We start from the raw sequence: 23,347 nt of genomic DNA on the forward strand, positions 1-23,347 counted from the left end.
CTTAACAAAATCGTCTCCCTTTAAACTTCTCTGAAAGTTAAACGTATGGAAACCATGTCATTATAGATTTTCTAAACACTTATAAGACTCTTTAAACTTCTCTGAAAGTTAAACGTATGGAAACAATATGAGCAGAATCAATCAAAGCCTGGCTATCAACTTTAAACTTCTCTGAAAGTTAAACGTATGGAAACACTCGTGTTTCTGGGTTTACATGATCCGGCTGAGATGCCGGCTTTAAACTTCTCTGAAAGTTAAACGTATGGAAACAAAAAATGACGGAAAGCAGAAAAACGGAAAGCAGACTCTTTAAACTTCTCTGAAAGTTAAACGTATGGAAACTCGTCCACCTGCACATGGGTGTATCCATTTTCATCCTTCTTTAAACTTCTCTGAAAGTTAAACGTATGGAAACTGAATAGGTGAAGGAACTTGTGGAACGAAAGATTGAGCCAACTTTAAACTTCTCTGAAAGTTAAACGTATGGAAACTCAACATACTCAGCTATTGATATTGCATCACTTACTTTAAACTTCTCTGAAAGTTAAACGTATGGAAACTTGTAACCTGTCGTAACAAGTTATCGCTTGTTGATTCAGCTCTTTAAACTTCTCTGAAAGTTAAACGTATGGAAACATCGTCTATTTGGACGTAAGTGTAGCCCTTCTCATCCTTCTTTAAACTTCTCTGAAAGTTAAACGTATGGAAACAACTGTGCTTTTTGGTTTTGAGAAACGAAAGGATTTTGCTGCTTTAAACTTCTCTGAAAGTTAAACGTATGGAAACGAGAAGCCTCCAGAATAATTTATTTCTGTACTGTTGTACTTTAAACTTCTCTGAAAGTTAAACGTATGGAAACAACATAGCAATTCCGATTGCGTGTCCAACTGTAACTTTAAACTTCTCTGAAAGTTAAACGTATGGAAACACTCTCTAATGTCCGTATTTCCTCAGCAATACTGAGCAACTCTTTAAACTTCTCTGAAAGTTAAACGTATGGAAACCAAAACAATTCGTCTGAATTTTGTTGAGACCCAAAACTGCTTTAAACTTCTCTGAAAGTTAAACGTATGGTATGGAAACCCCCACCAACCTCCCCCTAAAAGGAGGAGGCCTATTTTTTTTGCTTCTCTGAAAGTTCAACCTATAGAGCAAATAACTTAAAAAAAATACCCCCAAATTTGAGGGTATCTTGTTAGAACTAAATTCAGTTTCTTTCCATATGTTAGACTTGCTTAGAAGTCAAAGCGTTGCTGTTCTCAAATGGGTTGTAAACCACTCAATATTCAGCTTTAGGAACGAGGTTTTGCCAAAGCATGGATTTTTCTCGGTGAAAAGTTTTAAAGTTATCCGGTAAAAAGTCATGTTTTCAATTTGACCTTTTACCGTTTGAAAACTTAATGAGAATGATCTTCCTTTCTCGCCTTTTTATGACTAACAATATAGACTCCCCAGGGCAGACGAACTCCTGTTAGAGTGGTGAACTTGAACTGAGCGTGTTCCGGGTTAGCAATATCCAAATCTGCCCAACTCAAATTTGTATTTTGTAAGTTGGTCTGTGCTAAATTTGTACCACTGAGATTCGCCCAACTCAAATCGGCATCCCTGAGATTAGCATAACTTAAATTCGCCCGTTCTAAATCAGCTTGACTCAAGTTCGCCCCCTGCAAATTAGCTTTGTAAAAATTACATCCTAAAGCAGTTGCTCCCTGTAAATCAACCTGATATAACTCGGCACTCGCAAAGTTCGTATTTTCAAGACAAGCTAAACTTAAATTTGCCCAACTCAAGTTAGCATTCGCACAATTCGCTCCCGTCAAATTAGCTTTAAAAAGGTTAACTCCCTCTAAGTTTGCTTTGTAAAGTACAGCACAACGCAAGTCTATTTCACACAAACTCATCCCCTGCAAGTTAATTTTGGTCAAGTTGGTATAACTGAAATCTCGCCGCCCTTTGGCATATTCTTCTTTAAACTTTTGAGTGGAAATGGCTTCACCGTTATTCACAGAGTCTTGAAATTGAGTCATGGTTTTATCCTCCTTTTTTAGTGTTTTTAGAATTGATTTTTGCTGAAATTGTCTGATTGTTTACGAGTCTTTGTGAAAGGGCTTAGGCAGTTTAAAGCGAGTTCCCCCGGCGATTTTATGCTGCAAAGCCTGTTGAACAAAGTTTCCTAATAAATCCCCTAAACCTGGTGCATTTTCCAAGTATTTGTGGAGTCGTCGGAGATTTTGGCTATTGAGATGATGGTCTGGAAATTCCCCAGGGAGTCGTCCGATTTGGACTTGTTGAGCGATGTACTGGCGGATATAATTGAGATCGTTGATCCATTTGCGAAGGGTTTCTGCTTGACTATCTTCTGTGCGGCGTATCCATTTCTGCCAAAAGGATGAAGGTTCATAGACATAGTATTGAGTAATATCGATTAGGTATTCTACTCCTTGTAGAAATTGCTGGGTTTTTTCCCGAATCTGCGCTCTTAATTCTTGTTGTTTTTCTGGGGTTAAACTCTGATGATTCATCGCATCAGTCAACTGATTGAGCGTTAACTGAATCATTTGAGCGGATTGGCGAATATCAGCTTGTGCTGCTTTTAAATTCTCGACTAAACCCTCACAGTGTTGGGGCATTAATAACTGTCCATCTGGTGTATTTTCGACCTCGTAGACTTGATTGAGGTATTGAACTAATTCTGGGTAATCAATTCTTCCGGTTTTTTTCATTTCATCTATCCATAAGCTGAGTAGCCGCATTTTATAGGAGGAATTTTGAGGATTTTCAGTCGGAACTGAAATGGAATGGAGGGGGGATACTTTATTGGTGTTGAACTGCGAGGAACCGTTGGAGGAAATGGAGTCTTGTCTGTTCATGGTTAAATCTCCAGCTATTTTTTGAAGTGATGTGAATTGAGGGACAGAGGTTAGGAAAAACGCCTTGAATGCCAGGGGTTTAATCGTTTAATTCTGCTTCTGGGTTCATCAGTTCTCGTAGTTCTTGGCGTCGGGTTTCTAGCCAGATGTTTCGTTGCAGTTCAACGGTTTCACTGAAGGATTGGCGAGTATCTTTGCGAAGACTGAGGGCGATAGTCATCCCGCAAGCAGGCCCACTGGTGATGATGGAGACTAACAGGGAGAACAGGTGAAAGCCTAAGCTAGACCAATTTCCCTGAATTAATTTGGTGCGAAAGTTGATAATAGCCAGCCGAGTGGCTTCGATACCGGAGCGGAGTTCACCGTCGGGGGTAAAGTGTTCCTGGTAGACTTGGGGCTTTTGTTGTTGGAGGAATGCCAAGTCGTTCCCCATCTTCACCCGGATAGCGAGGCTTTCTTCGAGTTCCTGTTTGGCGGTTTCATAGTTTTGGTAAGCTTGTTGAGCGAGTCGAGAAGCTTTCGGACAGAGGGGTAATTCTTCGAGGGGTACTGTTTCCCAGTTGCTGTTCTGTTGTTCCCAGGTTCCGTACAGTTGCACGAATAGGGATTGTCTGCGGGGGTGGTCTTGATGCAGTCGGTTGAGTTCTTTTTCCCCTTGTTCGCATCGGGTTAAAGCGTCTTTGTATTGAGGGCTGTCTAGTTGTTTGAGGCTTTCTACCCGGTTGATTGTTTCTGCGAATAATTCTTGGGCTTTGAGTTGACTTAAACCGGATGGGTTGAGTAAGAGTTCGGTTCCCACTGCGGCGATTAGTGATAGAATTGTATTAATGGATATCATGCCTGCGATCGCCCAATTTGACCAAGAACGACCATAGGGTTTTCGAGCAGAAACGGCTGTGGCTGCACCGTTGGTGTATTTGAGAAGCAAACCATTGACGAGTAGCGTGACCGGAACTCCTAGAACACCTAAGTCTCTGAAAGCATAGTACAGCAGTGGAAAGCTAGTCGCCGCATTAATCACACTGCTAAGGGTCACTAAACAAGCAGTGCGCTTGCTATCTTTTGCTAAGTTATGGGAGACAATAGCTCGACCCCGAAAGTCTTTGGGGTTAGCAATGACTAATCCCTGGAGTTGCTTAATCAGGTTTCGGAGTTTTTTAGGCTTCTTCTGGCTTGGGCTAGGGTTTTTCGCTTTCTCTACTAACTCAGCATACTTGCCGTTTTGCTCAATGTACAGGATCAGGTCTTCTACTGTTTTTTGAGGGCTGGAAGCCTGCAAATTAGCTGTCGGAAAGTCAGACTGGCGGTGGTTCATTGGTTTTTCCTGTTCGCTTTTGCAGCCCTGGGCTGAGTTCGGTTTGAACTTAAGTCCGGGCTAAAAAAAGTGCCAAAACTTACAGGTTTAACCAGATATTGGGTTGTCTTGATGAAGGTATCTTTACTCTAACACGATTTGGGGTTTTGTCAACAGGTCTATTCTATTTTTTTCTAAAGGAGGTTGTTGAAATCAAGATTTGAGAAACCAAGACTTCAACTCACCCTTGATTTCCCGTTTACTCAAACTGAATGAGCAGCAGTTTTCCGTCCATTTCAACTCCCATTGTTTCTTGTCGCAGTTCTTGTTGCAGGTAACGCACAAAGCCGAGTAGCATCGGGAAATGCTGTTTTAAACTGGCTGTTGTGGTGTAGGAACGTACAGCGATGGTGGTTTCACGAATCATTCCCCACTGGGGGCTGATGTAGAGTCCTTCTTGTTCAATAGCGATCGCGCCTCCAAACCGTTCCGCCATGAACTGCTTTGTTTGTTCGGCGTACAAGCGGGTATCTGCTGGAATTGTAGCATCAATGGTGGTCGGAACCAGCACGGAGACGGAACGATTGAGAACTTGAATTTTCCCAGGGGAAAGGCTATTAATTTCTAGGATTTGTTGCCCATCCCATTGGATATCTAGCAACTCACTTTGCAGTTGAGCGATCGCAGTCGCTTGATCGTGTTGGCTGTTCATCATCCGCAATCCCTTTTGTGGTGTTTCCCTTTCGAGAAAGGGTTTCGGCTTTGTCCCCGCCGAAAAAAAAGTAGCGTTTGGGACTAGGGGTTGATGCGGTCAGCTAACAGCGTATCCTTTTAAAGTTTATTCGCTTGTTTCTGCTTTTGTCAAGGGGTTACAATCCTTCTGATAATTTTCGGCGATCGCTTTTCCTTCATCTCGAATGATTTGAATGAATTCAGGAGGATGAACCACTTTCACCTGTCCACCCAATCCTAACACCCAACGTTTTAAATCAATATCACGGAGTGACCAACGGGGGAGTGTCAGCCGAAAACGGTTGGGGAAAATCGGATCAGAACTCGGTTTAAGAGAAAACAGCGTTTTATCGGTTTCCGTTGTCGCTTCATAAACCCGATGAGACATTTTCATTTGACTTCGAGAAAACCGTTGATTCCCTTCGCTAACAAACTTAAAGATATAATCACTCATCCACAATTCAACTACAATTTCTACAGACTTTCGTTGTTGAACATCTAGACTCAGAAATTTCTGCTGTTCTTCTACACTAGCACCCAAATAAATTCCCGCACTGGCTTTATAAAGTCTTGAAAGTTGTTTCAAAGCCGCCTGTTGTTCCTCAAGAGAACGAGATTGATCGATAATCTTTTCTAAAGACAACCGATCCAACCGTTCAAAATGTAGCAGTCCTTTTTGCTCTAAATCTTGAATTTCATAGCCCAAATACCAAGCAATATTATGAAACACCACTTGCAACGGATAAGCGGTAAACCTGTCTAAGGTTTGACCGGGGAAACGACCACTTTTTCTAAACAATTGCAATTCTAACAACTGTCCTTCGATGATCGCCGTTTCCAACTGTTCTAAATTTTTAAAAAGAGCAGATGAGGGTAAAAAATTCGGGTTGACAATTCCTCGATTTCCAATTACTCTAGTTGGATAAACTGTCTCTAACTCCAGCAAACGACTAGACTCGATTCGATTTTGAAAAAGTTCTGTCATTTCCACCGCCACCGGATCATCTAAATGAAACTTTTGAGCCTGTAACAGTCCGTAGATCTTTTTTAATTCCCATTCCGAAAAAATAGCAGTTCCTAGAAAATAACCCCGTTTGAGACTAAATTGAGGTAAAATACCATAGGGCTTTAACACCTTTTCAATATCCCGTTGAACGCTATCCAAAGAGTGACCCCAAAGGTCAGCCTCCCTTTGCAATTGTTCCATGAATTGTTTTTGGGTTTGACGTTTATATTGTGAAGAATTTTGTGTGGGTTTATAGATTTGAAAAGGATGATAGGCAATATAACGAATTAGCTTCATTAATCGTTGAAAAGGTTCCAAATCTGAATAGCGATGCCATCCCCAGTTTTGACTTTTAAACTGTTCAATTTCTACCTGCGATAAAGGGTGAATTTTAAAATCTGTTTGTTCATCAGAAAGGTTGAAAAATCCCAGGTTTTCAAGCATTACTAAATCTTGAGCGATCACATTTTTATCGCTGTAAATTTCTCCTTTTAGATGCGACACCACGCCACAAATTTCATCGATATCCCTATCAAACTGAGGAACTCGATTAAAAATTTCTTGGAGTTTTTCCGGTTGAGTCTCGTGAAGTTGACCCAAACCTGGATATTGAATAATCAGGGAAATCAAATAAATTAATCGTTCAAAATCTAGAAGTCGAGAATAGGGATGAAGTGTATAGTTTGCAGTTCGACTTTTACGCGCTTTATCAGAGGAGTAGGATTGTTTAATAATCTGCTCAAGTTGTGATAAATTCAAAGAAAACTCCGAACAATTAATATTTTTAATTCCCAGAAAGCCTTCGGCAATATCGGGGGAAAATGTTGTCAGGAATTGAGCCAATTCATCAATTACCCCTTCAGGAACTTTACGGGTGCGATTTTGGTTCCACTGTTTACAAATTACTAATGGGGTGATTAAATGCCAACCCATCCAAATCAGAGGTTTTTCTATTGTAACTGCAATTTTTTCAAAAAAGTTTAGTCGCCATGCTCGTTTCGCATTAGTGGCATCATAAATCACCAGTTTTTCTAAACTTATTGCATTTTTGATGCGCTGAAGAACTTCATTTTCAACTTGAACCCAATTTCCTTGTATGCTTTCATCCCCAAATAAATCTCGGCGAATATCATCCGTAGAAACAATACAATAGCGTTGATCTAATTGCGCCAAGTGTTTGGCGAAGGTTGATTTTCCGCTACTCGGTACACCCATGAGAATGTGATGAACGTCTGTAAGCATAGGTTTGAGAGTCAACAAGTCAATAAACTATCTTCCTTCATTTTGGAAATTCAATACTGATCTTCTATATTTTTTTCAGATTTGGATTTAAATTTTGTCTTCTAAAACGTCAATAGTATGAAATTGCCTTGCTGTTTTCTCAACCTCCGTCATAATTTCTGTATAACTGCGAGGGGGGGGGGTGAAATTCGGAGGGATATTCTAAAAATCTCTGAGCGTTCAGTGAGTTTTTATCTCAAATGTACAGCTAAAAATGATTTTTGGTAATCGCTTTGTCAGATTTACCTCATATTACTCTCAAACACGTTAACCGTCTGCTATCTTTATCGCGAGGTCATTAAAAACATGGCAAACTCATATACAAAAACCCTAACAGTGGGTTTAATTGCTGCGAGTATTAATCTAGTTCCCTTTCTCTCAACAGAAACCGTTCATGCAGGAGTTTTATCCGGGGATTGGTATTACAGCATCGATTCTTTTAATGATAGTATGTCCGGTAATCATGTCGGCGGTACGATTTACGAAATCTACGGAATGGCGATGAAACAAACCGCAGATGAAGTCATTTTTGCTGTTAATAGTCATTTACCCTACGAGGGAACAGACAGTCAGTATGCTCAGGATAATCATGTCGGATGGGGCGATTTACTCCTCAATTTTACCGGACAAACCTTAGACGTTGCTAGTGGTGCGGCTCAACTTTTTGGCATTCGTTGGGCAAATAATAATGATTCCGGCGTCTCTGAACTGGGATTATATAATAACGTCACAGCAAAAACAATTGCTCAAGAAAACGGCTTGCTGTTAACAGATGCCAGTTTACGAAGCTATAATAATTGGGTAAGAAGCAAGGGCGGAAACCCAACAATAGGGGATTTGGGTGCAGAAGATCCTTACTTTAATCCCAATCATCACATTCAAAATGTTATCGCTTCTGGGACTAAAATTGGCGAGGTTAATCTGATTAATGATCTCACCCATTTAGGATTAAATTTCGGTCAATTTGGAGCCATCGGTACACAAACCCTCGCCTTTAGTGTAGCTCGTTCTTTGCTTCCAGACGGTTCCTTCACCGCCCATCTTGCGCTCGAATGCGATAATGATGTGACTGCAATGGTTAATCAATTCTTCGTCGTTGAACCCCCATCCCCAACCCCATCTGACATACCCGAACCCGCAACCGCTTTATCTGTCGTTGCTGTGGGTTTATTGATGGGTGCTTCTAAACTTCGACGGGAAAATTCTCCCCTTTCAAAACTCGGTTAAATTCATCTTCACCTGACTTGAAAAATACAACACCAAACAAGTCAGGTTACACCTATTTTGGAGTTAATCATAATGAAATTTCATCAACTTGCTGGAACTATTCTTTTCAGCACATTCGGTTTAGTTGTCAGTACATTATCAGCAGAAGCAGTAACTTTAACTCGTTTGTCTTCTGATCTCGAAATGAACGCTTTAATTTCCGATATGGCGTTCGTTGCAGAAGGACGAATTGGCGATAATAATGGAACCGCAACTTATGAACTTAATTTACACGAATCTGACCCTGGTGATCCGCAAGTTACAGACCAATTTAATTGGGTTTCTGGTGTAGCTTACCCCTTTGAATTATTCTACGATGCCGTTTCACATTTCGTTGAGTTTACTATCGGCGATCGCACATTAACCCACACCTATCATAACCCTTTTTCAGATTTCTTTTTGCGTACCCGTGCCACCCAAGCCGGAAGTTCCATGTTACTCAGTAATTTACAACTTGATGGAGTTTCTTTGAATCAGAAATCTCATGCTATTGCTGAAACTGGGGGATTAGATATCCTGCAAATTTCTGATGTGGCGGGGAGTTTTAAACTGTTAGGAGAATCTACCATGACTTGGGAAGAAATCACCCCAACTCAGTCTCAGTTAGCTTTTCAAATTAAACTATCAGAAGGAAATAAAACTAAGGAAATTCCCGAACCTAATTTACTTGTTGGTTTGGCTATTTTGAGTTTAATAGGAATAAGATCTCGTCGTCTTTCTGAGTCCTAAAGAAAAACTACACTCTTTGTTCTGACTTTAACTCACCCGATTTCTACCTCCCCCCAATAAAAAATGTAAAGTTATTCCGGGGTTGAAAAAAACTGAGTTAAAACAGAAAAAAGAGTAGATTGACCCAAATCAAACCTTAGATATTCGCCTAAAATTAATCAGGAGAAGTTCAACCATGACTTTAATTCCAGATGCTTCTATCGGTGCTTTACTGGGAAGTGATTCTTCAGAAACGATTTCTCTTTTTCCCGGTCAGTTATCAAACTCTCCAGGAGGTTTATTAGCACTAGGGGGGAATGATACTGTTTTTGGTTCGAGTGATCCTGAGTTAATTTTAGGGAATACAGGGGATGATCAGTTGTGGGGAAGCGGTGGTAATGACACCTTATTTGGCGGGAAAGATAACGATATTTTACAAGGAGAAGAAGGGAATGATCTATTGTTTGGTAATCTGGGAAATGATACACTTTATGGGGGTGATGGAAATGATAGCTTATTCGGGGGTCGAGACAATGATGTTTTGTTTGGGGGAGATGGAAATGATACCCTTTCAGGAGATTTAGGAAATGATACTTTAACGGGAGGAAGGGGTGAAGATGTTTTCCTCTTGTTACAACCTCAGCAAAGTCAAGATTTGATTACGGATTTTGAACCCAGTATTGATTTAATTGTACTCCCAAATGATGGGAGTGAAGTGCGAGTAGAAGCGTCAGGAAATAATCAAACTCGGTTAGTTTTGAGTTCTACAGGTGAAGAACTTGCACGACTTGATGGTATTCTTCCGAGTCAGTTAACAGAAAATGATTTTCTCGGTAACGTTGTGTTTGAATCCTCGGAAATCTCCCCGTTATTTAATATTTATGCTCCCTCCTCTTTGGATGGAATGGAACCGGAAGAACTGCAACTTTATAACCTTGTGAATGAATACCGAATTGAAAATAATCTTTCCCCCATACCTGCTTCAAAAGCACTGACCACTGTTGCTAATCGTCATGTGTTAGATTTAGCAGAAAATATTGGTACACTGACTCATGCTTGGAGCGATGCTCCTTACAGTGGAGACGATCCCAACACTTGGTCAAATATGTGGACGGCACCTCAGCGATTTAATACGGGTTATCCGGGAAATGGTTATGAAAATGCCGCAGGTTATAGTGGTTTTAATACATCAACTTTAACCGCAGAAGATGCTTTTGATTTATGGAAAAATAGTCCGGGACATAACGCTGTTATCCTCAATCAAGAACAATGGGCAAATCGAGAATGGAATGCTTTAGGCGTGGGTCTTTATCAGGGATATGGAGTGATTTGGTTTGGAGAAGAAGTTGATCCAACCGGAACGCCAATTGGATTTTCAGGAGGTAATTTTGGGCTTCCACCAGAAGACAATTCCGGTTCTTCACAGCAACCGATAGAGGATCAACCGCCTTCTTCTTGGGTCTCAGAAGTCATAGAGTTAACCAATAATTTCCGTCAGAATAATGGTTTGCAACCGTTAATGTTTAACTCTCAGTTGGGGAATGCGGCTCAACAACACAGTGAAAATATGGCTTTTCAAGACTTTTTTAGTCATGCGGGTTTGGATGGTTCGACAGCAAGTTCTCGCGCTCAAGCTCAAGGATATCCTTCCTCTTTTGTCGGTGAAAATATTGGTGCAGGTTATTTGAGTCCAGAGGATGTTGTACAGGGATGGATTGAGAGTTTAGGACACCGGGAGAACTTACTAAATCCCAATTATACAGAGATTGGTGTGGGTTATTTCTATTTAGAAAATGACCAGGGACTTGTTAATTACAATCATTATTGGACACAGGTTTTTGGGGCGTAATTGATTGAGGTTTTTGGAAAACAGATCGGACTCTTGACTTGGGTAAAAGCATAGGTTGCATGGCGATCGCAATCTATATCGGGACATTGCCCCCCCTCTACTTCTAAGTTCACATTTGCTGAAAATATCTCTACAAGTTCACCTCAAAGCGGGATTTGATCAGGGATCAATACGGCTCATGTTTGGATTTAGATCGTCAGATTAAATCAATCATCCCTTGTCGGGATCTATAGCAATGTACCAATTTTGATAAGCAGGTTCTAACCGAACTCTGGCGTTTCTGAAGTTGCTGCAAGCACTTCTCATGCTTGCGATTTAACTCCTGCTCTAGCTCTAGACTTTCTTGAGTTAACGTTGAAGTCATAGATTATACCCCTATTAATTTCTAAGTTTGAGGAGCGGTTAAGCTTCCATTTCCAGGGTGAGAATTCCCGCCCTGTAATCAACAGTGATTCGGGCTTGATTTTGCCATCTCAACCCCAACAAAATATCTGGAATCCCCCGTCCCACATGAACGGGAATCACGCAAGTTTTCCCGCCAATAATGACTTTTCCCTGATCAATATCAAACCGACTCAAACCATTGGCGGTAGTCAGTTCCACATCCGGTTGATGCAAGCGCCAGCCCAAAGCGGACACATCTGCGGCGTTTAATGCCAAGTAACCGTTGGAAAACCCGGAATCAAACAACCGCATCAACAGCTATAAGTTCTCCGTCGCTGGTGACGAGTTCAATCTCAAAAATCCACACTCCTCCTGGTCCGAATCGACCTTGAATAATCGTCATAGGCGACCGCAAGTTCCCATTTCGTTAATGCCAAAAATGCAGGTTGGACTTTGAGGAAAGTAGATCTGGCAACGCCACAATAAAACTTCAAAGTCCGCTTCGACCAAATAAACCCCCGTTTCGGGTTCAATAGAAACATATTCGTCGGGATGAGAAGACATCAACCTCAATTTCAAACACTCAAAATGTGTTCTGGCCCGTTGACGCAACTCGGTGCGTTTGCGTTCATATTCAAGTTGCTGCGGGGGAGCTTCAGTTTCAAAAATTCTTCCCCGTTTTGGGCTTCTACGCGATCGCTTACTGATAGTAGTGGTCATGGTTGTTAGGAGGTAATTTGTGCTTTATGGATTGAGAAAATCGGGAAGTCGGGGTCTTGATTCAATACACCCTGCGTAGTTTTCATAAAATATTCTGACATCGTGGCCCGTTAACAGATCGCAAAAATATAGTCCCACCTAAAAATCGAAAAGCTGTGGGGTCTTATTGACATAACCTGCATAGTTGTCATAGAGAGTTTGAAGATCATGTCCGGTGATTTGGGCAACTTCCATCGGATTCATACCAGAGGCGAGGGCGTGACTAATAAAAGTATGGCGGGTGATGTAGGGTTTGCGGTACTCGATTCCCAAATCCTGCAAAATCGGTTGCCATGCTCAGATATCTGAAGTTACCATCATCTATCGGTTTTCCCTTGGGAGTTAAAAAGACCAACTCTTCTTTGACCATCGGTACCCGACGAATGGACAGCAGCAACTCCGACAGGCGATCGCTCAGAGGAATTGTTCGCGCCCGATTTGTTTTTGTCGCTTTTCTTCGACCCCGACTCAAGCTTTCTCCAATCCAAACCGAAGTACAATTGGGATTGAGGTTTTTCCATTGAAGTCCAATTGCCTCGGCAGTTCGGCATCCGGTTCTGAACAAAAACTCCACATAGGGATAATAGTAGGAGTAGACCGAATGATTTCTAAACGCCTCAATGATTGCCCGAACTTCGTCGAGGGTAAACGGGTCTGGCATTTGTTTGGGTGGAACCTTGAAGTAACTCACCACCTCCGTCCAAGGATTTCCCCCAACCAGTTTGTTCTTCATTCCATAAGCAAAAGCCGCCTTGAGGAGGCTGAGATGTTCTTTGGTGGTTCGCGGGGATAACTGTTGATTATCCTGCAACCATCCCGAGAACTTTAAAGCCAGCTTCTCATCAATTTGGTTTAGCGATCGCGAACCCGCAAACTCATCAATGTAAGGGTTTGGGGTTGATGGACACAACAGGACTCGAACCTGTGGCCTCCACGATGTCAACGTGGCGCTCTAACCAACTGAGCTATGCGTCCGAACAAGTTATAACTATAGCACAGATTTTCTCAGATGTGCAATCTCTAGAGCTTATTTCGCAGATATTTTTCGAGCAGATGTTGCTCTCGGAGAACTCTACAGAGAATTGATGAGCTGTGACTGGCTCAACTCTGACGCTGAGACGGTAAACTGAGATTGAACGATAGTGTCAACTCTTGAGTGGCATCGCCAAAATGTTTAGAAAGACGAACTGGAGCCACCGAGCCACCCTACCATTATAAAAGCGGAGGAGAACATCATGGCTAAACAAAGTCTAGGAAATATGGTCAAAGAGGAAGCTCAGAAAGTTAACGAGTCAGAAGTCCAAACCGTAGAAGCAGAAGTTGTCTCTACCGAAGTTCAAGAAGAAGGGACTGAAACTCCTCAGCGACGCAAGAACCCGACTAAAGCGGATCTCGAAGTTCAGATCACTGAATTAACATCTGAGATCACTGAATTAACATCAGCTTTAGAAATGTCTCGGGAGAACGAACAAAGTTTACAAGAGAAGGTGTTGCATCTACAGTCTGAAGTTGAGGAAAAAGTTAAATTAATTGCTCAACTTCAAGAAGAACTTAAACGCAATGATGTTACTGAAGAACTCGAAAAGGCTCAAAAAGCGGCTTTTCAACTCTCCGAAAACAACGCCAAGCTGATGGCAGAATTAGAAGCTATCAAAACGGAAAAGGAACAGCTAAAAGCTCATCAAAAACCTCAAGCTCAACCCGTTCAAAAAGCCAAACTTCCGCAGTTAATTCGTCGCCCTGATCATGTTCAAAATCAGCCGAAAACTTCTTCTGATGACTTTTCTCAAAGTACATGGTTACTCTAATTACTGAGATGAGATTAAACTTGATTAAAAAGCTCAGTCAAGCTGACAACTCGGTAATTCTTTTGACTCAATTCAAGCAAGATCTTCTTTAAGGCGAGAACGGTGTTATTAGACCGTTGTACTGAACCGCCATGCAGTACCAAAATCGCCCCAGGAAATATAAATCTAGCGATATATTGGGCTGAAAATAGTGGATTTTCTGTGAATGCAAAGGTATCGAGAGGAATCATCGAAGCGAGGGCAAATTGACGATTATATCCTTCAGTTTGTGCGAGATGATGCAGAGATTTAACCATTGTTGGGTTGTAACGACCTCGCGCTGGTCTAAACCATTTAATCTGGGCTTCTGTGTTTTGAGTTAATTCTTGATGGGCTTTCCATAATTCTTCTTCAAATTCCCGAGGGTTTAAGTCAGCATGAGTGCGGTCAAAGACTCCATGATTGCCGATTTCATGGTTTTGTTCTAATATGTTTTTTATCGCATCTTGCTTTCCCTGAAGATAGCTGGTCGTGATAAAAAATGTAGCTTTGACTTGCTTTTCAACCCCGGTTATTTTTTGGTTGTGACTAAAAATTTCATCAAGAATGAGTTGAGTTGATTGATCACCCACATCATCAATCGTTAAAGCAATCATCGGATTAACTGTGGGTTTGTAAAACAACGCATCGGGAAAATTAGAGGCGACTAGAGTTGTTAAATGTTGAGGAAAAAAGAACATAACTGATCACGGAAAATAGGATAAATTCAAGAAAATTTCAAACTCCTGCGAGTCTATAAACGATTTCACTGATCAATCCAATAAATCCGGCTAAAACTTAAAAACTCGGATTTTTCAAAGATTTGGTTTCTTATAGTCACTCTTGTCGGGGCGGGTTGATTGAGTTTTTTTCTGAATAGAATTGTGAATTGAATAACCAGTCCCGCCCGTTAAGTTAGATAGTCAAATCAAAAACATGATAACCCCAAGCAGGTAAATCTAAGTATAAACCCGATGACAATAATTCATTTCCTTGACGTTCATAAGAAGCCTCACTCATTAAGTCTTTGAGTTGACAGGTTCTATTTTGTAAATCATCAAAAGGAAGTTGTAGATAACATTGGCTGGGATAAGCCGAATAATTAACAACAATTAATAAGCGTTTTTCATCTCCTTGCCAAGTAAAAGCCGTGAAGTTCTTCCAAGTCCAATTCTCGGTCCAAGCTGGCTTATAATTAAGCAATTGCCAGTTGCCACTCTGTACAACAGGTAAACGTAAACAAGCTAATAACTGATGATAAAAAGATGCCAAATTTGGATCAGTTAATTGTTCCAAACTTCGACCTAAATGAACCGATATTTTCTTAGCCCAACCCTGTAATTGTCCTTCGTGAAAAAAGCGTAAACCCGGACAAAGATAAGTTAAAATAGCAGCAGCTTGATGAACACTAGGGGAAAAGGTTGAAGCTGCTCGAGGTTCATCGTGATTTTCAAGAAACCGGACTAATTTACTTTGATAATTAACATCAGCCCACAAATGTTCTAACACCAGATCAGTCTGTTGACCGATTAAGCGATCATAGAGTTTTTTATCATAAGTAAAATCAAATCCTTGTTGTTGTAGCCTCGATTCCATATTCCAATAAACTTCTGCCATAAACACAAAATCTTGATGTTGCTTTCGCACCTGATGAATGGCTTCTGGCCAAAATAATTCGGAAGTCATTCCCCAAGTCCGTTGAAAGATTTCAGGAAGAATTAACATCGCCATATCACAGCGAACCCCATCACAAAGTTGAGCAACTTTTAATAACTCTGCTAACATTGCTTTAAGAACAGCCGGATTGTGATAATTGAGTTGCAAAGTATCCGGCCAACCGGGAAAATAGGGATCGCGTCCGTGAGCAAAAACGGGGTTTTTTCCAGCTAAAGGAATCTGCACATAATTGAGCGGTTCTTGTTCGAGATCACTGAGGGTTCCTTGAATATAAAAATCCGGGTGTTCCTCCACCCAAGGACAATCGAGTGCGGTATGATTAGGAACAAAATCCAGCATCAGTTTGAGTCCGCGTTGCTGAAGACGTTTCCGCAGTCGTAGTAAAGCTTCATTACCTCCGAGAAGTTCGCTAACGCGATAACGAGTAATGGCAAAACAAGAACCACAGATATCATCTTCCTGTAAATCACTCAACAGTTCTTCGTATTCTCTACGCCAACCGGGGTGAGAACGAGAAACATTTCGCCCTAAAAGTCCTGTTTCCCAAACTCCTAAAAAGTAAATCCAATTAAATCCTAGATTTACCCATTCATCGAGTTCAGTGTCGGGAATATCATTTAAGGTAGCCGGACGATTTAATTGATTAGAAAGTTGTCTGAGTCGAACACGAGTATTGACTTGATAAAGACTCGGATAGGAAACGGAATTGATCACAAAATTCTCCTCGTTAACAAAATTAAAGTTCAGTTGGCACCATTAAATAACTCGAAAACCTGACGACAAAATAGTTTTAGCTGATCGGCGGCTTCTGAAGTGGGTTGAGTTGCTCCCTGAAAACTCCAATTATCTATCGTTGAGACTTTCCACTGTTGTCCTGAGTGATCATATCCCGCCGCTTCGACTCCGATCGCACGCCGCTCTCCTTCTAAGGGATCTTGATAGAAGCGAATTTGAATAAGAATACAACGACTTTGCATTAAACGGCTTCTTCCGGGAAAATGGAAGCCAATATCAATGGAGTCAGGATCAACCCATTCTCGTGTGTCTGGATCGTTCATCCAGGGTTTAAGATCGACTCGAACATCGGGAAACTGCGCTTTGAATAAATTGACTACGGATGCAATTTTGCTCGCCACTTCAACGTTATTTGCTTGTTCAGCCGCATTCACGAAACATTTCTCCTTCTTGCGATCTACAAAACTTTGACTGAGAACCACCGTTTTGAAGCAGTGGATGAAAGTCAACGAATGCCCTTGAGGGTTTCGTACCTGTTCTGTAGTATAGTATTGACGTTAAATCCTCAAAATAACAACAGTGACAAATCCAAACGAGGAGTCAAGTTCACAAAACTGCCATCCTGCCGACGCTGTAATCTTTGATTACAGTACAGGAGTTCCGGCTGACCGCGTTAAGATTCTACCCCGTCTGAAAGTTGCTCAAACGTCTCACCGGGGGTATTCCCAGGCTTACAGTTATCACTCACTTTATTAAAAAAACACAAAGAACACCAAGAACAAATCTTCGTGTCTTGGTATCTTGGTGGTGAATTTTCCTATCCCAAAAATCTCATAAGTAATGGGCTAGACGTTTAACCTCAATATTCCTACAATTAATAAACATTGAAGGGTATGGATGATGAAAGACGCTAAAACGCTGATTGTGGCTTTAAGTATTATTATCTTGGGTTCGTTGGGTTGGGTTTGGCGCACAAAATCTGTGCAGAGTCAAGTGATTGCCAAAGCAGAAACCCAGGTAGAAAACCTCGGAGATCTCAATCAAATTTCTCAGCCGGAACAGCTGAAAAATGCTCAACAGCAAATCGAATCTGCTTTACTGACTTTAGATAATATACCGACTTTACCGGTTGTTGCTCCCGCACCGCAAGCGGTGACTGAAAATCTCGATCAATATTCTGCTAAACTCGATGAAATTGAACGGAAATTGCAACAAAAAGCCGAAGGACAACAGGGTATAGAAGCCGCGAAAAAACAGGCTTGGGAAGCCGCAAAGTTAGTCCAAAATCCCCCTCATTCAGCAGAAGTTTGGCAAGAAGCACAGCAAAAATGGCAACAAGCTATGAGTCAACTGATTAAGATTCCTGAAGATAGCCCGGAATTTGCTGCTGCTCAAGCTAAACTGCAAGATTATCAGAAAAATTATGACGTTGTTAATCAATATTATGAGAAAGCAAAACAAGCGGTTAAGCTGAATAATCAGGCGATGAAATTAATGGAGTCGGGTGATTATCAAGAAGCGATTACCACCCTGAATGAAGCGATTAATCTTAATCCGGGACAAATAGAAGCTTATCTCAACCGAGGTTTTGCTTATTCCGAATTAAACAGTCATGCTTCAGCGATCGCCAATTACGATAAAGCGATTCAACTGGCACCAAATAATGCAGATGCTTACTATTATCGCGCTGATGAATATTTGCAAGCGGGAAATGCACCCAAAGCGTTGGCAGATTATAATAAAGCGATTCAACTCAATCCCAATTATTCCCAAGCTTATTTAGATCGGGGATTTATTTATTATCAACAGGGAGAGAGTATAAAAGCGATTGAAGATTTACAAAAAGCGGCAGATTTATTAGGTCAAAAAGGCGATATTCAGACACAAAAAACAGCCTTAGAGGTGATTCAGGATATCCGAAATTCCCTTTAAGAAAGTTCCGAATCCTGAATGTCTGATGTTAATGTTGGGATAAGTATCGCCTCTGAGACAACAAAATTTGTTGAGAGCAAGTGCTAAATAGATAAAAACACCAAGTCGCAATTCCCATTAACTTACTGCCATCTTCGAGGAGGAAAAAGAGATTGCTTTCATTTCCAACATAATCAATTTCACCGGGTAGAATATCGATGAATAATGAAAATCCTAAAAATAAAAAAGCTAATCCGAGAAGTTTAAAGTTAGTTGATTTTAAAATAATAGTTCTAAAGTAAACCACATGAAAAAACACCCAAGTTAATGTGAGGAGAATAACCAGTTTTTCAGGAATACCTAAGTAAAGCGGCATCACTTCATCATGCAGCATAAAAAAGTCATCAATCATCATCCAAGCTGAAATTAATCCAAAATAACCTAGACAATTTTTTGTTTTTTTTGCCTGTCCTGTTGTGGGTTGAAGTAGAAAAAATGTAAACAGACAAACTGCTGCACTACAACACAAAACCAAAACTCCCAGGTTAGAAATTAATCCCGTATAAGGTGGAGTATTTTTGTCAGCAAAAACATCGCGCGTTAAGATATGAACCGGAACAGCATTTTGTAAACCTGAAACCAACAAGATCAAAAAGAAGGGAAGATAGAACTTCAATAAGTTGAAAACGGTTTGATTAGGGACAACTTTTCTGAAATTAGCCACGAGAAAATTAACTTTCATTTTTCAAAATTGAAAGTGAACAAATGAAGGGATTGACAACTGTAAGCTAATCCTTGTTTTGTAGGAATTTAACTCTGTAAGTTTATCACCAAAGTTTAACCTATTTTTAACCTAAATTCAAAATATATCCTCCCTAAGATAGAAATTTTAACGAAATAGCGAGGGTTTTAGGCACTTATAGCGATATAACGCAGTTAACCCGCAGGTTATCCTCTGTTAACCTTCGGTTGAGGGGAGTCACGAGCAGCAAAAACGCCCATATACAGTTATTTCCCGACTCTATCCTGAGTTATAGAGACGCTGAAGCCCGGATTTCGCAGGTTAAAGAAAGTTTAAGCTAAGTTAACTTGTAGTCATCGCACTGAAGCCGCAAAATCTAACTATCCTCATCCTTTTTGAATACATGATGAACAATTTCATCTCAGTCAAGTGATTATTTTCTCTCTGTCAAAGAACTTGCAAACGCAATTAAAGGATTTTGTCAATTGATAGTCAACTTAAGCTCTGTTATTATTGACAGTAGAAATACAATAAAGACATTAATCTTGATAGATAAACTACTAAATAATGGCTATATATGAAAAACCCGTCTGATGCAATTATTCCTGATGCTAAATTGACGAGGTATTTATTAGTTGTAACAATCTGGCTTCATCGTAAAATAGATAATCAGTTTCAGTTTATCACCCTTAAACCGAAAAAGGAGACTTAACGTAATGCTTGAACTCTATCAACGAATTTCTTTAACAAAAGACTTCCCAGAACATAATTTTAAAAAAGGTGATGTAGCCATGCTAGTTGATACGGTACTTCATCCAAATGAAGCTGAAGATGGCTATGTTTTAGAAGTTTTTAATGCAATTGGAGAATCCATTCAAGTAATTGTTGTTCCAATTTATGCGGTTTAACCTTTGAGAGAAGATGAAATTCTGACGGTTCGTTCGTTGGCAAAAATGAATTAAATTTTAAACTGATTCCACAACCAACTTTAAAACGTCAGGGTGATTAATGTTATATTTTAAATCAGTCGAAATATGATAATCTTCAGGGGTTTCAAAAAACACAAGAGAATCAATTTTAGAAAGGGTGGCTGATTTTACCTCTGATTTAACTGAAGAAAAAATAAATCAATTGCCTTCTGTTTTCTAAAACGTTAAAAATAATTGACCCTTTCGACGTACAATAGAATAAAGAATCTATTCACCAACGAGGGAGAGAGAAAGTGCTAGTAAACCGTCTCTTTCCCTTGTTACTCATCTAGAATCATTGTTGGAGAAACATTAACCGTGGTTGCACAAGCTCCTGACACATACGAAACCAAAACACAAGAAATCGCTAAACAACTCCTCGCCGCAACGCAAGAGAAAAAGCGCTCATTTCTCGGACAGTTGCAAGACCAAATGCGTTGGGATGATAAACTCCTTGACTGGACGATGGCGAACCCCGGACTGCGCGTGCAGTTATTCCATTTTATCGACTGTTTACCCGCCCTGCGAAGTAAACCGGAAATCGCTGCTCATCTGCAAGAATATCTTACCACAGAAGAAGTCGAACTTCCTGATGCCTTAAAAAAACTTCTCAACTTTGCAAACCCCGACTCGGTACCAGGAAAATTAGCAGCAACAACCGTCGCCCCTGCGGTGGAAACTCTCGCCCATAAATACATTGCGGGAGACTCCATTCCTCACGTTATTAACACCTTAGAAAAACTGCGGAAAGATAAACTGGGTTTCACCGTTGACTTACTCGGAGAAGCTGTTATTACCGAAGCAGAAGCCCAGGCGTATCTCAACAGTTATTTAGAGTTGATGGAAAAACTCAGCGAAGCGGCGAAAAAATGGTCAACCATTCCTCAAATTGATGAAGCCGACGGACAACCGATTTCCAAAGTTCAAGTGTCTGTTAAATTAACCGCTTTTTATTCCCAATTTGACCCTTTAGACGCCAAAGGAAGCGAAGCAAAAGTTAGTGAACGTATTCGCATTTTACTGCGTCGGGCGGCAGAATTGGGCGCTGCTGTTCACTTCGACATGGAACAATACACCTATAAAAATCTCACCTTCAGCATTTTAAAAAATCTGTTGATGGAAGAAGAATTTCGCAGTCGTACCGATATCGGGATGACGGTTCAAGCCTATTTGCGGGATTCTAAAAAAGATTTAGAAGGCATCATTGAATGGGCAAAATTACGCGGAAATCCCGTAAGCGTGCGACTGGTGAAAGGGGCTTATTGGGATCAAGAAACCATCAAAGCCATGCAAAACGACTGGCCCCAACCTGTTTATAATGATAAAGCGGCAACCGACGCGAACTATGAAGAATTGACGCAATTGATGTTAGAAAATCATCAATACATCTATTCGGCAATTGGCAGTCATAACGTTCGTTCTCAAGCTAAAGCCATCGCGATCGCTCAAACGTTAAACGTTCCCCGTCGCGCCTTTGAAATGCAGGTATTATATGGCATGGGCGACCAACTTGCAAAAGCCTTAGCCAAAGAAGGATATCGGGTGCGAATGTATTGTCCCTACGGCGATTTATTACCCGGAATGTCTTATTTAATTCGCCGTTTGTTGGAGAATACTGCTAATAGTTCATTCCTGCGTCAAAGTTCGGAAAATCGACCCTTAGAAGAACTGTTAGCGCCGCCAAAACCCAACACCGAAAGCAATATTAAAGACAGTTGGAAACCCGTATTTCCGAATGCGCCGGATAGTGATTATGCAGATGCCGTTCAACGGGATAAAGCCTTTCGAGCGTTGGAAACCGTTCGTCAACAATTAGGTCAAACTTACCTCCCTTTAATTAACGGAAAACGGGAACAAACCGAAACCTTTGTTGATTCTGTTAACCCTTCTAATCCCTCAGAAATTGTCGGAAAAATTGGGTTAATTAGTATTGCACAAGCCGACCAAGCATTAGAAGCTGCTAAAGCCGCATTTCCGGCTTGGAAACGGACACCGGTTCGTCAACGTGCGGGGGTGTTACGCAAAGCCGCAGAATTGATGGAACAACGTCGCCATGAGTTGTGCGCTTGGATGGTTTATGAAGTTGGAAAAGCGTTACATCAGTGCGATGCGGAAGTCTCTGAAGCGATTGATTTTTGTCGCTATTATGCGGATGAAATGGAACGCTTAGATCAGGGGTATAAATATGATACCGCCGGAGAAACGGATCGTTATCATTATCAACCCCGTGGGATTTCTGTGGTGATTTCGCCCTGGAATTTCCCCCTTGCTATTCCTGTTGGGATGACGGTTGCATCGTTGGTAACGGGAAATTGTACGCTGTTAAAACCTGCGGAAGTTTCATCAGTAATTGCGGCGAAAATTGCCGAAGTTTTAGTCGATGCGGGGATACCAAACGGGGTATTTCAATACATCCCCTGCAAGGGTTCAACGGTGGGTTCTCATCTGGTGAAACATCCCGATGTTCATATGATTACCTTCACGGGTTCTCAAGAGGTTGGTTCTCGCATTTATGCTGAAGCTGCGGTGTTGCAACCCGGACAAAAACATCTCAAGCGTGTTATTGCAGAAATGGGCGGAAAAAATGCGATTATTGTTGATGAAAGTGCGGACTTAGATCAGGCCGTTGCAGGTGTCGTTTATTCGGCGTTTGGCTACAGTGGTCAGAAGTGTTCGGCTTGTTCTCGGGTGGTGGTTTTAGAACCCGTTTATGAGGCGTTTGTTAGCCGTTTAACCGAAGCAGTGCGATCGCTAAATGTGGGTGATGCTGTTCATCCTAGCACGTTTGTTGGTCCGGTAATTGATGCGAATGCTCAAAAACGGATTTTAGAATACATTGAAATTGGCAAACAAGAAGCCGAACTCGCCATTCAAGTTCCCGCACCGGAAACGGGATATTTTGTTCCGCCAACGGTATTTGTGAATGTTTCGCCGACGGGAAAAATTGCCCAAGAGGAGATTTTTGGGCCTGTTTTAGCGGTGATTAAAGCGCCGAATTTTGAGGAAGCGATTAATATTGCCAACGGGACAAACTTTGCTTTAACGGGCGGTTTGTATTCTCGTACTCCGTCTCATATTGCCCAAGCAAAAGCCGATTTTGAAGTCGGTAATTTGTACATTAACCGAGGAATTACGGGTGCAATTGTTTCCCGTCAACCCTTCGGAGGGTTTAAACTTTCCGGCGTCGGTTCCAAGGCGGGAGGGCCGGATTATTTGTTACAATTCCTCGAACCCCGAACGATAACAGAAAATATTCAACGTCAAGGGTTCGCGCCGATAGAAGGGTTTAGTAACGAGTAGAATATTAGTTAGGGACATGACAATATTGTTGTGTCCCTA

20 protein-coding genes, 1 tRNA gene and 1 CRISPR repeat array (1 of these 22 only partly in view) are annotated in these 23,347 nt (G+C 41.1%); of the genes, 7 read left to right on the top strand and 14 right to left on the bottom strand.

Features of this window, described 5'->3' with window-relative positions; all coding sequences use genetic code 11:
- A CRISPR array of direct repeats spans window positions 1-1,078; the repeat unit is 35 nt; unit sequence CTTTAAACTTCTCTGAAAGTTAAACGTATGGAAAC (it extends 494 nt beyond the left edge of the window).
- 319 nt (window positions 1,079-1,397) lie between these two features.
- The 5 genes from VB836_RS02115 to VB836_RS02135 all read right to left on the bottom strand — a co-directional run bounded on the left by VB836_RS02115 (window position 1,398) and on the right by VB836_RS02135 (window position 7,144).
- A complete protein-coding gene (locus tag VB836_RS02115; RefSeq protein ID WP_323217785.1) occupies window positions 1,398-2,027 on the bottom strand; it encodes a pentapeptide repeat-containing protein in 630 nt (209 codons plus the stop codon).
- 60 nt (window positions 2,028-2,087) lie between these two features.
- Window positions 2,088-2,870, bottom strand: a complete 783-nt coding sequence (locus VB836_RS02120; protein WP_323217786.1) for a hypothetical protein — start codon at window positions 2,868-2,870, stop codon at window positions 2,088-2,090.
- 79 nt (window positions 2,871-2,949) lie between these two features.
- Window positions 2,950-4,185: a hypothetical protein gene (locus tag VB836_RS02125; RefSeq protein WP_323217787.1), complete on the bottom strand. Its 1,236-nt coding sequence runs from the start codon at window positions 4,183-4,185 to the stop codon at window positions 2,950-2,952.
- Window positions 4,186-4,423: 238 nt separating this feature from the next.
- Window positions 4,424-4,879, bottom strand: coding sequence for a hypothetical protein (locus tag VB836_RS02130; RefSeq protein WP_323217788.1), 456 nt, complete (start codon window positions 4,877-4,879; stop codon window positions 4,424-4,426).
- A gap of 123 nt (window positions 4,880-5,002) precedes the next feature.
- Entirely contained in the window at window positions 5,003-7,144 is a 2,142-nt protein-coding gene (locus VB836_RS02135; RefSeq protein WP_323217789.1) for a WYL domain-containing protein, read from the bottom strand.
- Window positions 7,145-7,489: 345 nt separating this feature from the next.
- Here VB836_RS02135 and VB836_RS02140 point away from each other — a divergent pair, with 345 nt between their 5' ends.
- The 3 genes from VB836_RS02140 (at window position 7,490) to VB836_RS02150 (ending at window position 11,006) form a co-directional block, all read left to right on the top strand.
- On the top strand, window positions 7,490-8,410 hold the full coding sequence (locus VB836_RS02140) for an XDD3 family exosortase-dependent surface protein (RefSeq protein ID WP_323217790.1): 921 nt from the start codon (window positions 7,490-7,492) through the stop codon (window positions 8,408-8,410).
- A 72-nt stretch (window positions 8,411-8,482) separates the two neighbouring features.
- Window positions 8,483-9,178, top strand: a complete 696-nt coding sequence (locus tag VB836_RS02145; protein WP_323217791.1) for a choice-of-anchor W domain-containing protein — start codon at window positions 8,483-8,485, stop codon at window positions 9,176-9,178.
- Between the two features lie 175 nt (window positions 9,179-9,353).
- The gene (locus VB836_RS02150) at window positions 9,354-11,006 is read left to right on the top strand and encodes a CAP domain-containing protein (protein ID WP_323217792.1); all 1,653 of its coding nucleotides are present in this window, start codon (window positions 9,354-9,356) and stop codon (window positions 11,004-11,006) included.
- A gap of 196 nt (window positions 11,007-11,202) precedes the next feature.
- Here the strand turns inward: VB836_RS02150 and VB836_RS02155 are convergent, their stop codons facing one another.
- The 5 genes from VB836_RS02155 to VB836_RS02175 all read right to left on the bottom strand — a co-directional run bounded on the left by VB836_RS02155 (window position 11,203) and on the right by VB836_RS02175 (window position 13,124).
- The gene (locus tag VB836_RS02155; protein WP_323217793.1) at window positions 11,203-11,370 is read right to left on the bottom strand and encodes a hypothetical protein; all 168 of its coding nucleotides are present in this window, start codon (window positions 11,368-11,370) and stop codon (window positions 11,203-11,205) included.
- 38 nt (window positions 11,371-11,408) lie between these two features.
- A complete protein-coding gene (locus tag VB836_RS02160; RefSeq protein ID WP_323217794.1) occupies window positions 11,409-11,702 on the bottom strand; it encodes an aspartyl protease in 294 nt (97 codons plus the stop codon).
- A gap of 87 nt (window positions 11,703-11,789) precedes the next feature.
- Entirely contained in the window at window positions 11,790-12,110 is a 321-nt protein-coding gene (locus VB836_RS02165; protein WP_323217795.1) for a hypothetical protein, read from the bottom strand.
- A 262-nt stretch (window positions 12,111-12,372) separates the two neighbouring features.
- Window positions 12,373-13,059, bottom strand: coding sequence for a tyrosine-type recombinase/integrase (locus tag VB836_RS02170; RefSeq protein WP_323217796.1), 687 nt, complete (start codon window positions 13,057-13,059; stop codon window positions 12,373-12,375).
- Window positions 13,051-13,124 (bottom strand) — tRNA-Val (locus tag VB836_RS02175). Before VB836_RS02175 ends, VB836_RS02170 begins: the two co-directional genes overlap by 9 nt.
- A 260-nt stretch (window positions 13,125-13,384) precedes the next feature.
- Between VB836_RS02175 and VB836_RS02180 the strand changes: the two genes are divergently transcribed.
- Complete coding sequence (locus VB836_RS02180; RefSeq protein ID WP_323217797.1) at window positions 13,385-13,957, top strand: hypothetical protein; 573 nt, start codon at window positions 13,385-13,387, stop codon at window positions 13,955-13,957.
- Between the two features lie 14 nt (window positions 13,958-13,971).
- Here VB836_RS02180 and VB836_RS02185 read toward each other — a convergent pair whose 3' ends face one another.
- From VB836_RS02185 to VB836_RS02195, 3 genes are all read right to left on the bottom strand, one after another.
- Window positions 13,972-14,676, bottom strand: coding sequence for a polysaccharide deacetylase family protein (locus VB836_RS02185; RefSeq protein WP_323217798.1), 705 nt, complete (start codon window positions 14,674-14,676; stop codon window positions 13,972-13,974).
- 214 nt (window positions 14,677-14,890) lie between these two features.
- Window positions 14,891-16,366: an alpha-amylase family glycosyl hydrolase gene (locus VB836_RS02190; protein ID WP_323217799.1), complete on the bottom strand. Its 1,476-nt coding sequence runs from the start codon at window positions 16,364-16,366 to the stop codon at window positions 14,891-14,893.
- Window positions 16,367-16,395: 29 nt separating this feature from the next.
- Entirely contained in the window at window positions 16,396-16,821 is a 426-nt protein-coding gene (locus VB836_RS02195; RefSeq protein ID WP_046276921.1) for a hypothetical protein, read from the bottom strand.
- A gap of 463 nt (window positions 16,822-17,284) precedes the next feature.
- Here VB836_RS02195 and VB836_RS02200 point away from each other — a divergent pair, with 463 nt between their 5' ends.
- Window positions 17,285-18,319 carry a tetratricopeptide repeat protein gene (locus tag VB836_RS02200; RefSeq protein WP_049560393.1) on the top strand — a complete coding sequence of 345 codons (1,035 nt, stop codon included), beginning with the start codon at window positions 17,285-17,287 and terminating at the stop codon, window positions 18,317-18,319.
- A 28-nt stretch (window positions 18,320-18,347) separates the two neighbouring features.
- Here VB836_RS02200 and VB836_RS02205 read toward each other — a convergent pair whose 3' ends face one another.
- Entirely contained in the window at window positions 18,348-19,040 is a 693-nt protein-coding gene (locus VB836_RS02205; protein ID WP_323217800.1) for a hypothetical protein, read from the bottom strand.
- A gap of 716 nt (window positions 19,041-19,756) precedes the next feature.
- Between VB836_RS02205 and VB836_RS02210 the strand changes: the two genes are divergently transcribed.
- Both VB836_RS02210 and pruA read left to right on the top strand, forming a co-directional pair.
- Complete coding sequence (locus VB836_RS02210; RefSeq protein ID WP_323217801.1) at window positions 19,757-19,948, top strand: DUF4926 domain-containing protein; 192 nt, start codon at window positions 19,757-19,759, stop codon at window positions 19,946-19,948.
- A 378-nt stretch (window positions 19,949-20,326) separates the two neighbouring features.
- Entirely contained in the window at window positions 20,327-23,308 is a 2,982-nt protein-coding gene (gene pruA / locus VB836_RS02215) for an L-glutamate gamma-semialdehyde dehydrogenase (protein WP_323217802.1), read from the top strand.
- Window positions 23,309-23,347 lie beyond the last annotated feature (39 nt).

The organism is Limnoraphis robusta BA-68 BA1, from assembly GCF_034932365.1.
Taxonomy (GTDB): domain Bacteria; phylum Cyanobacteriota; class Cyanobacteriia; order Cyanobacteriales; family Microcoleaceae; genus Capilliphycus; species Capilliphycus robustus.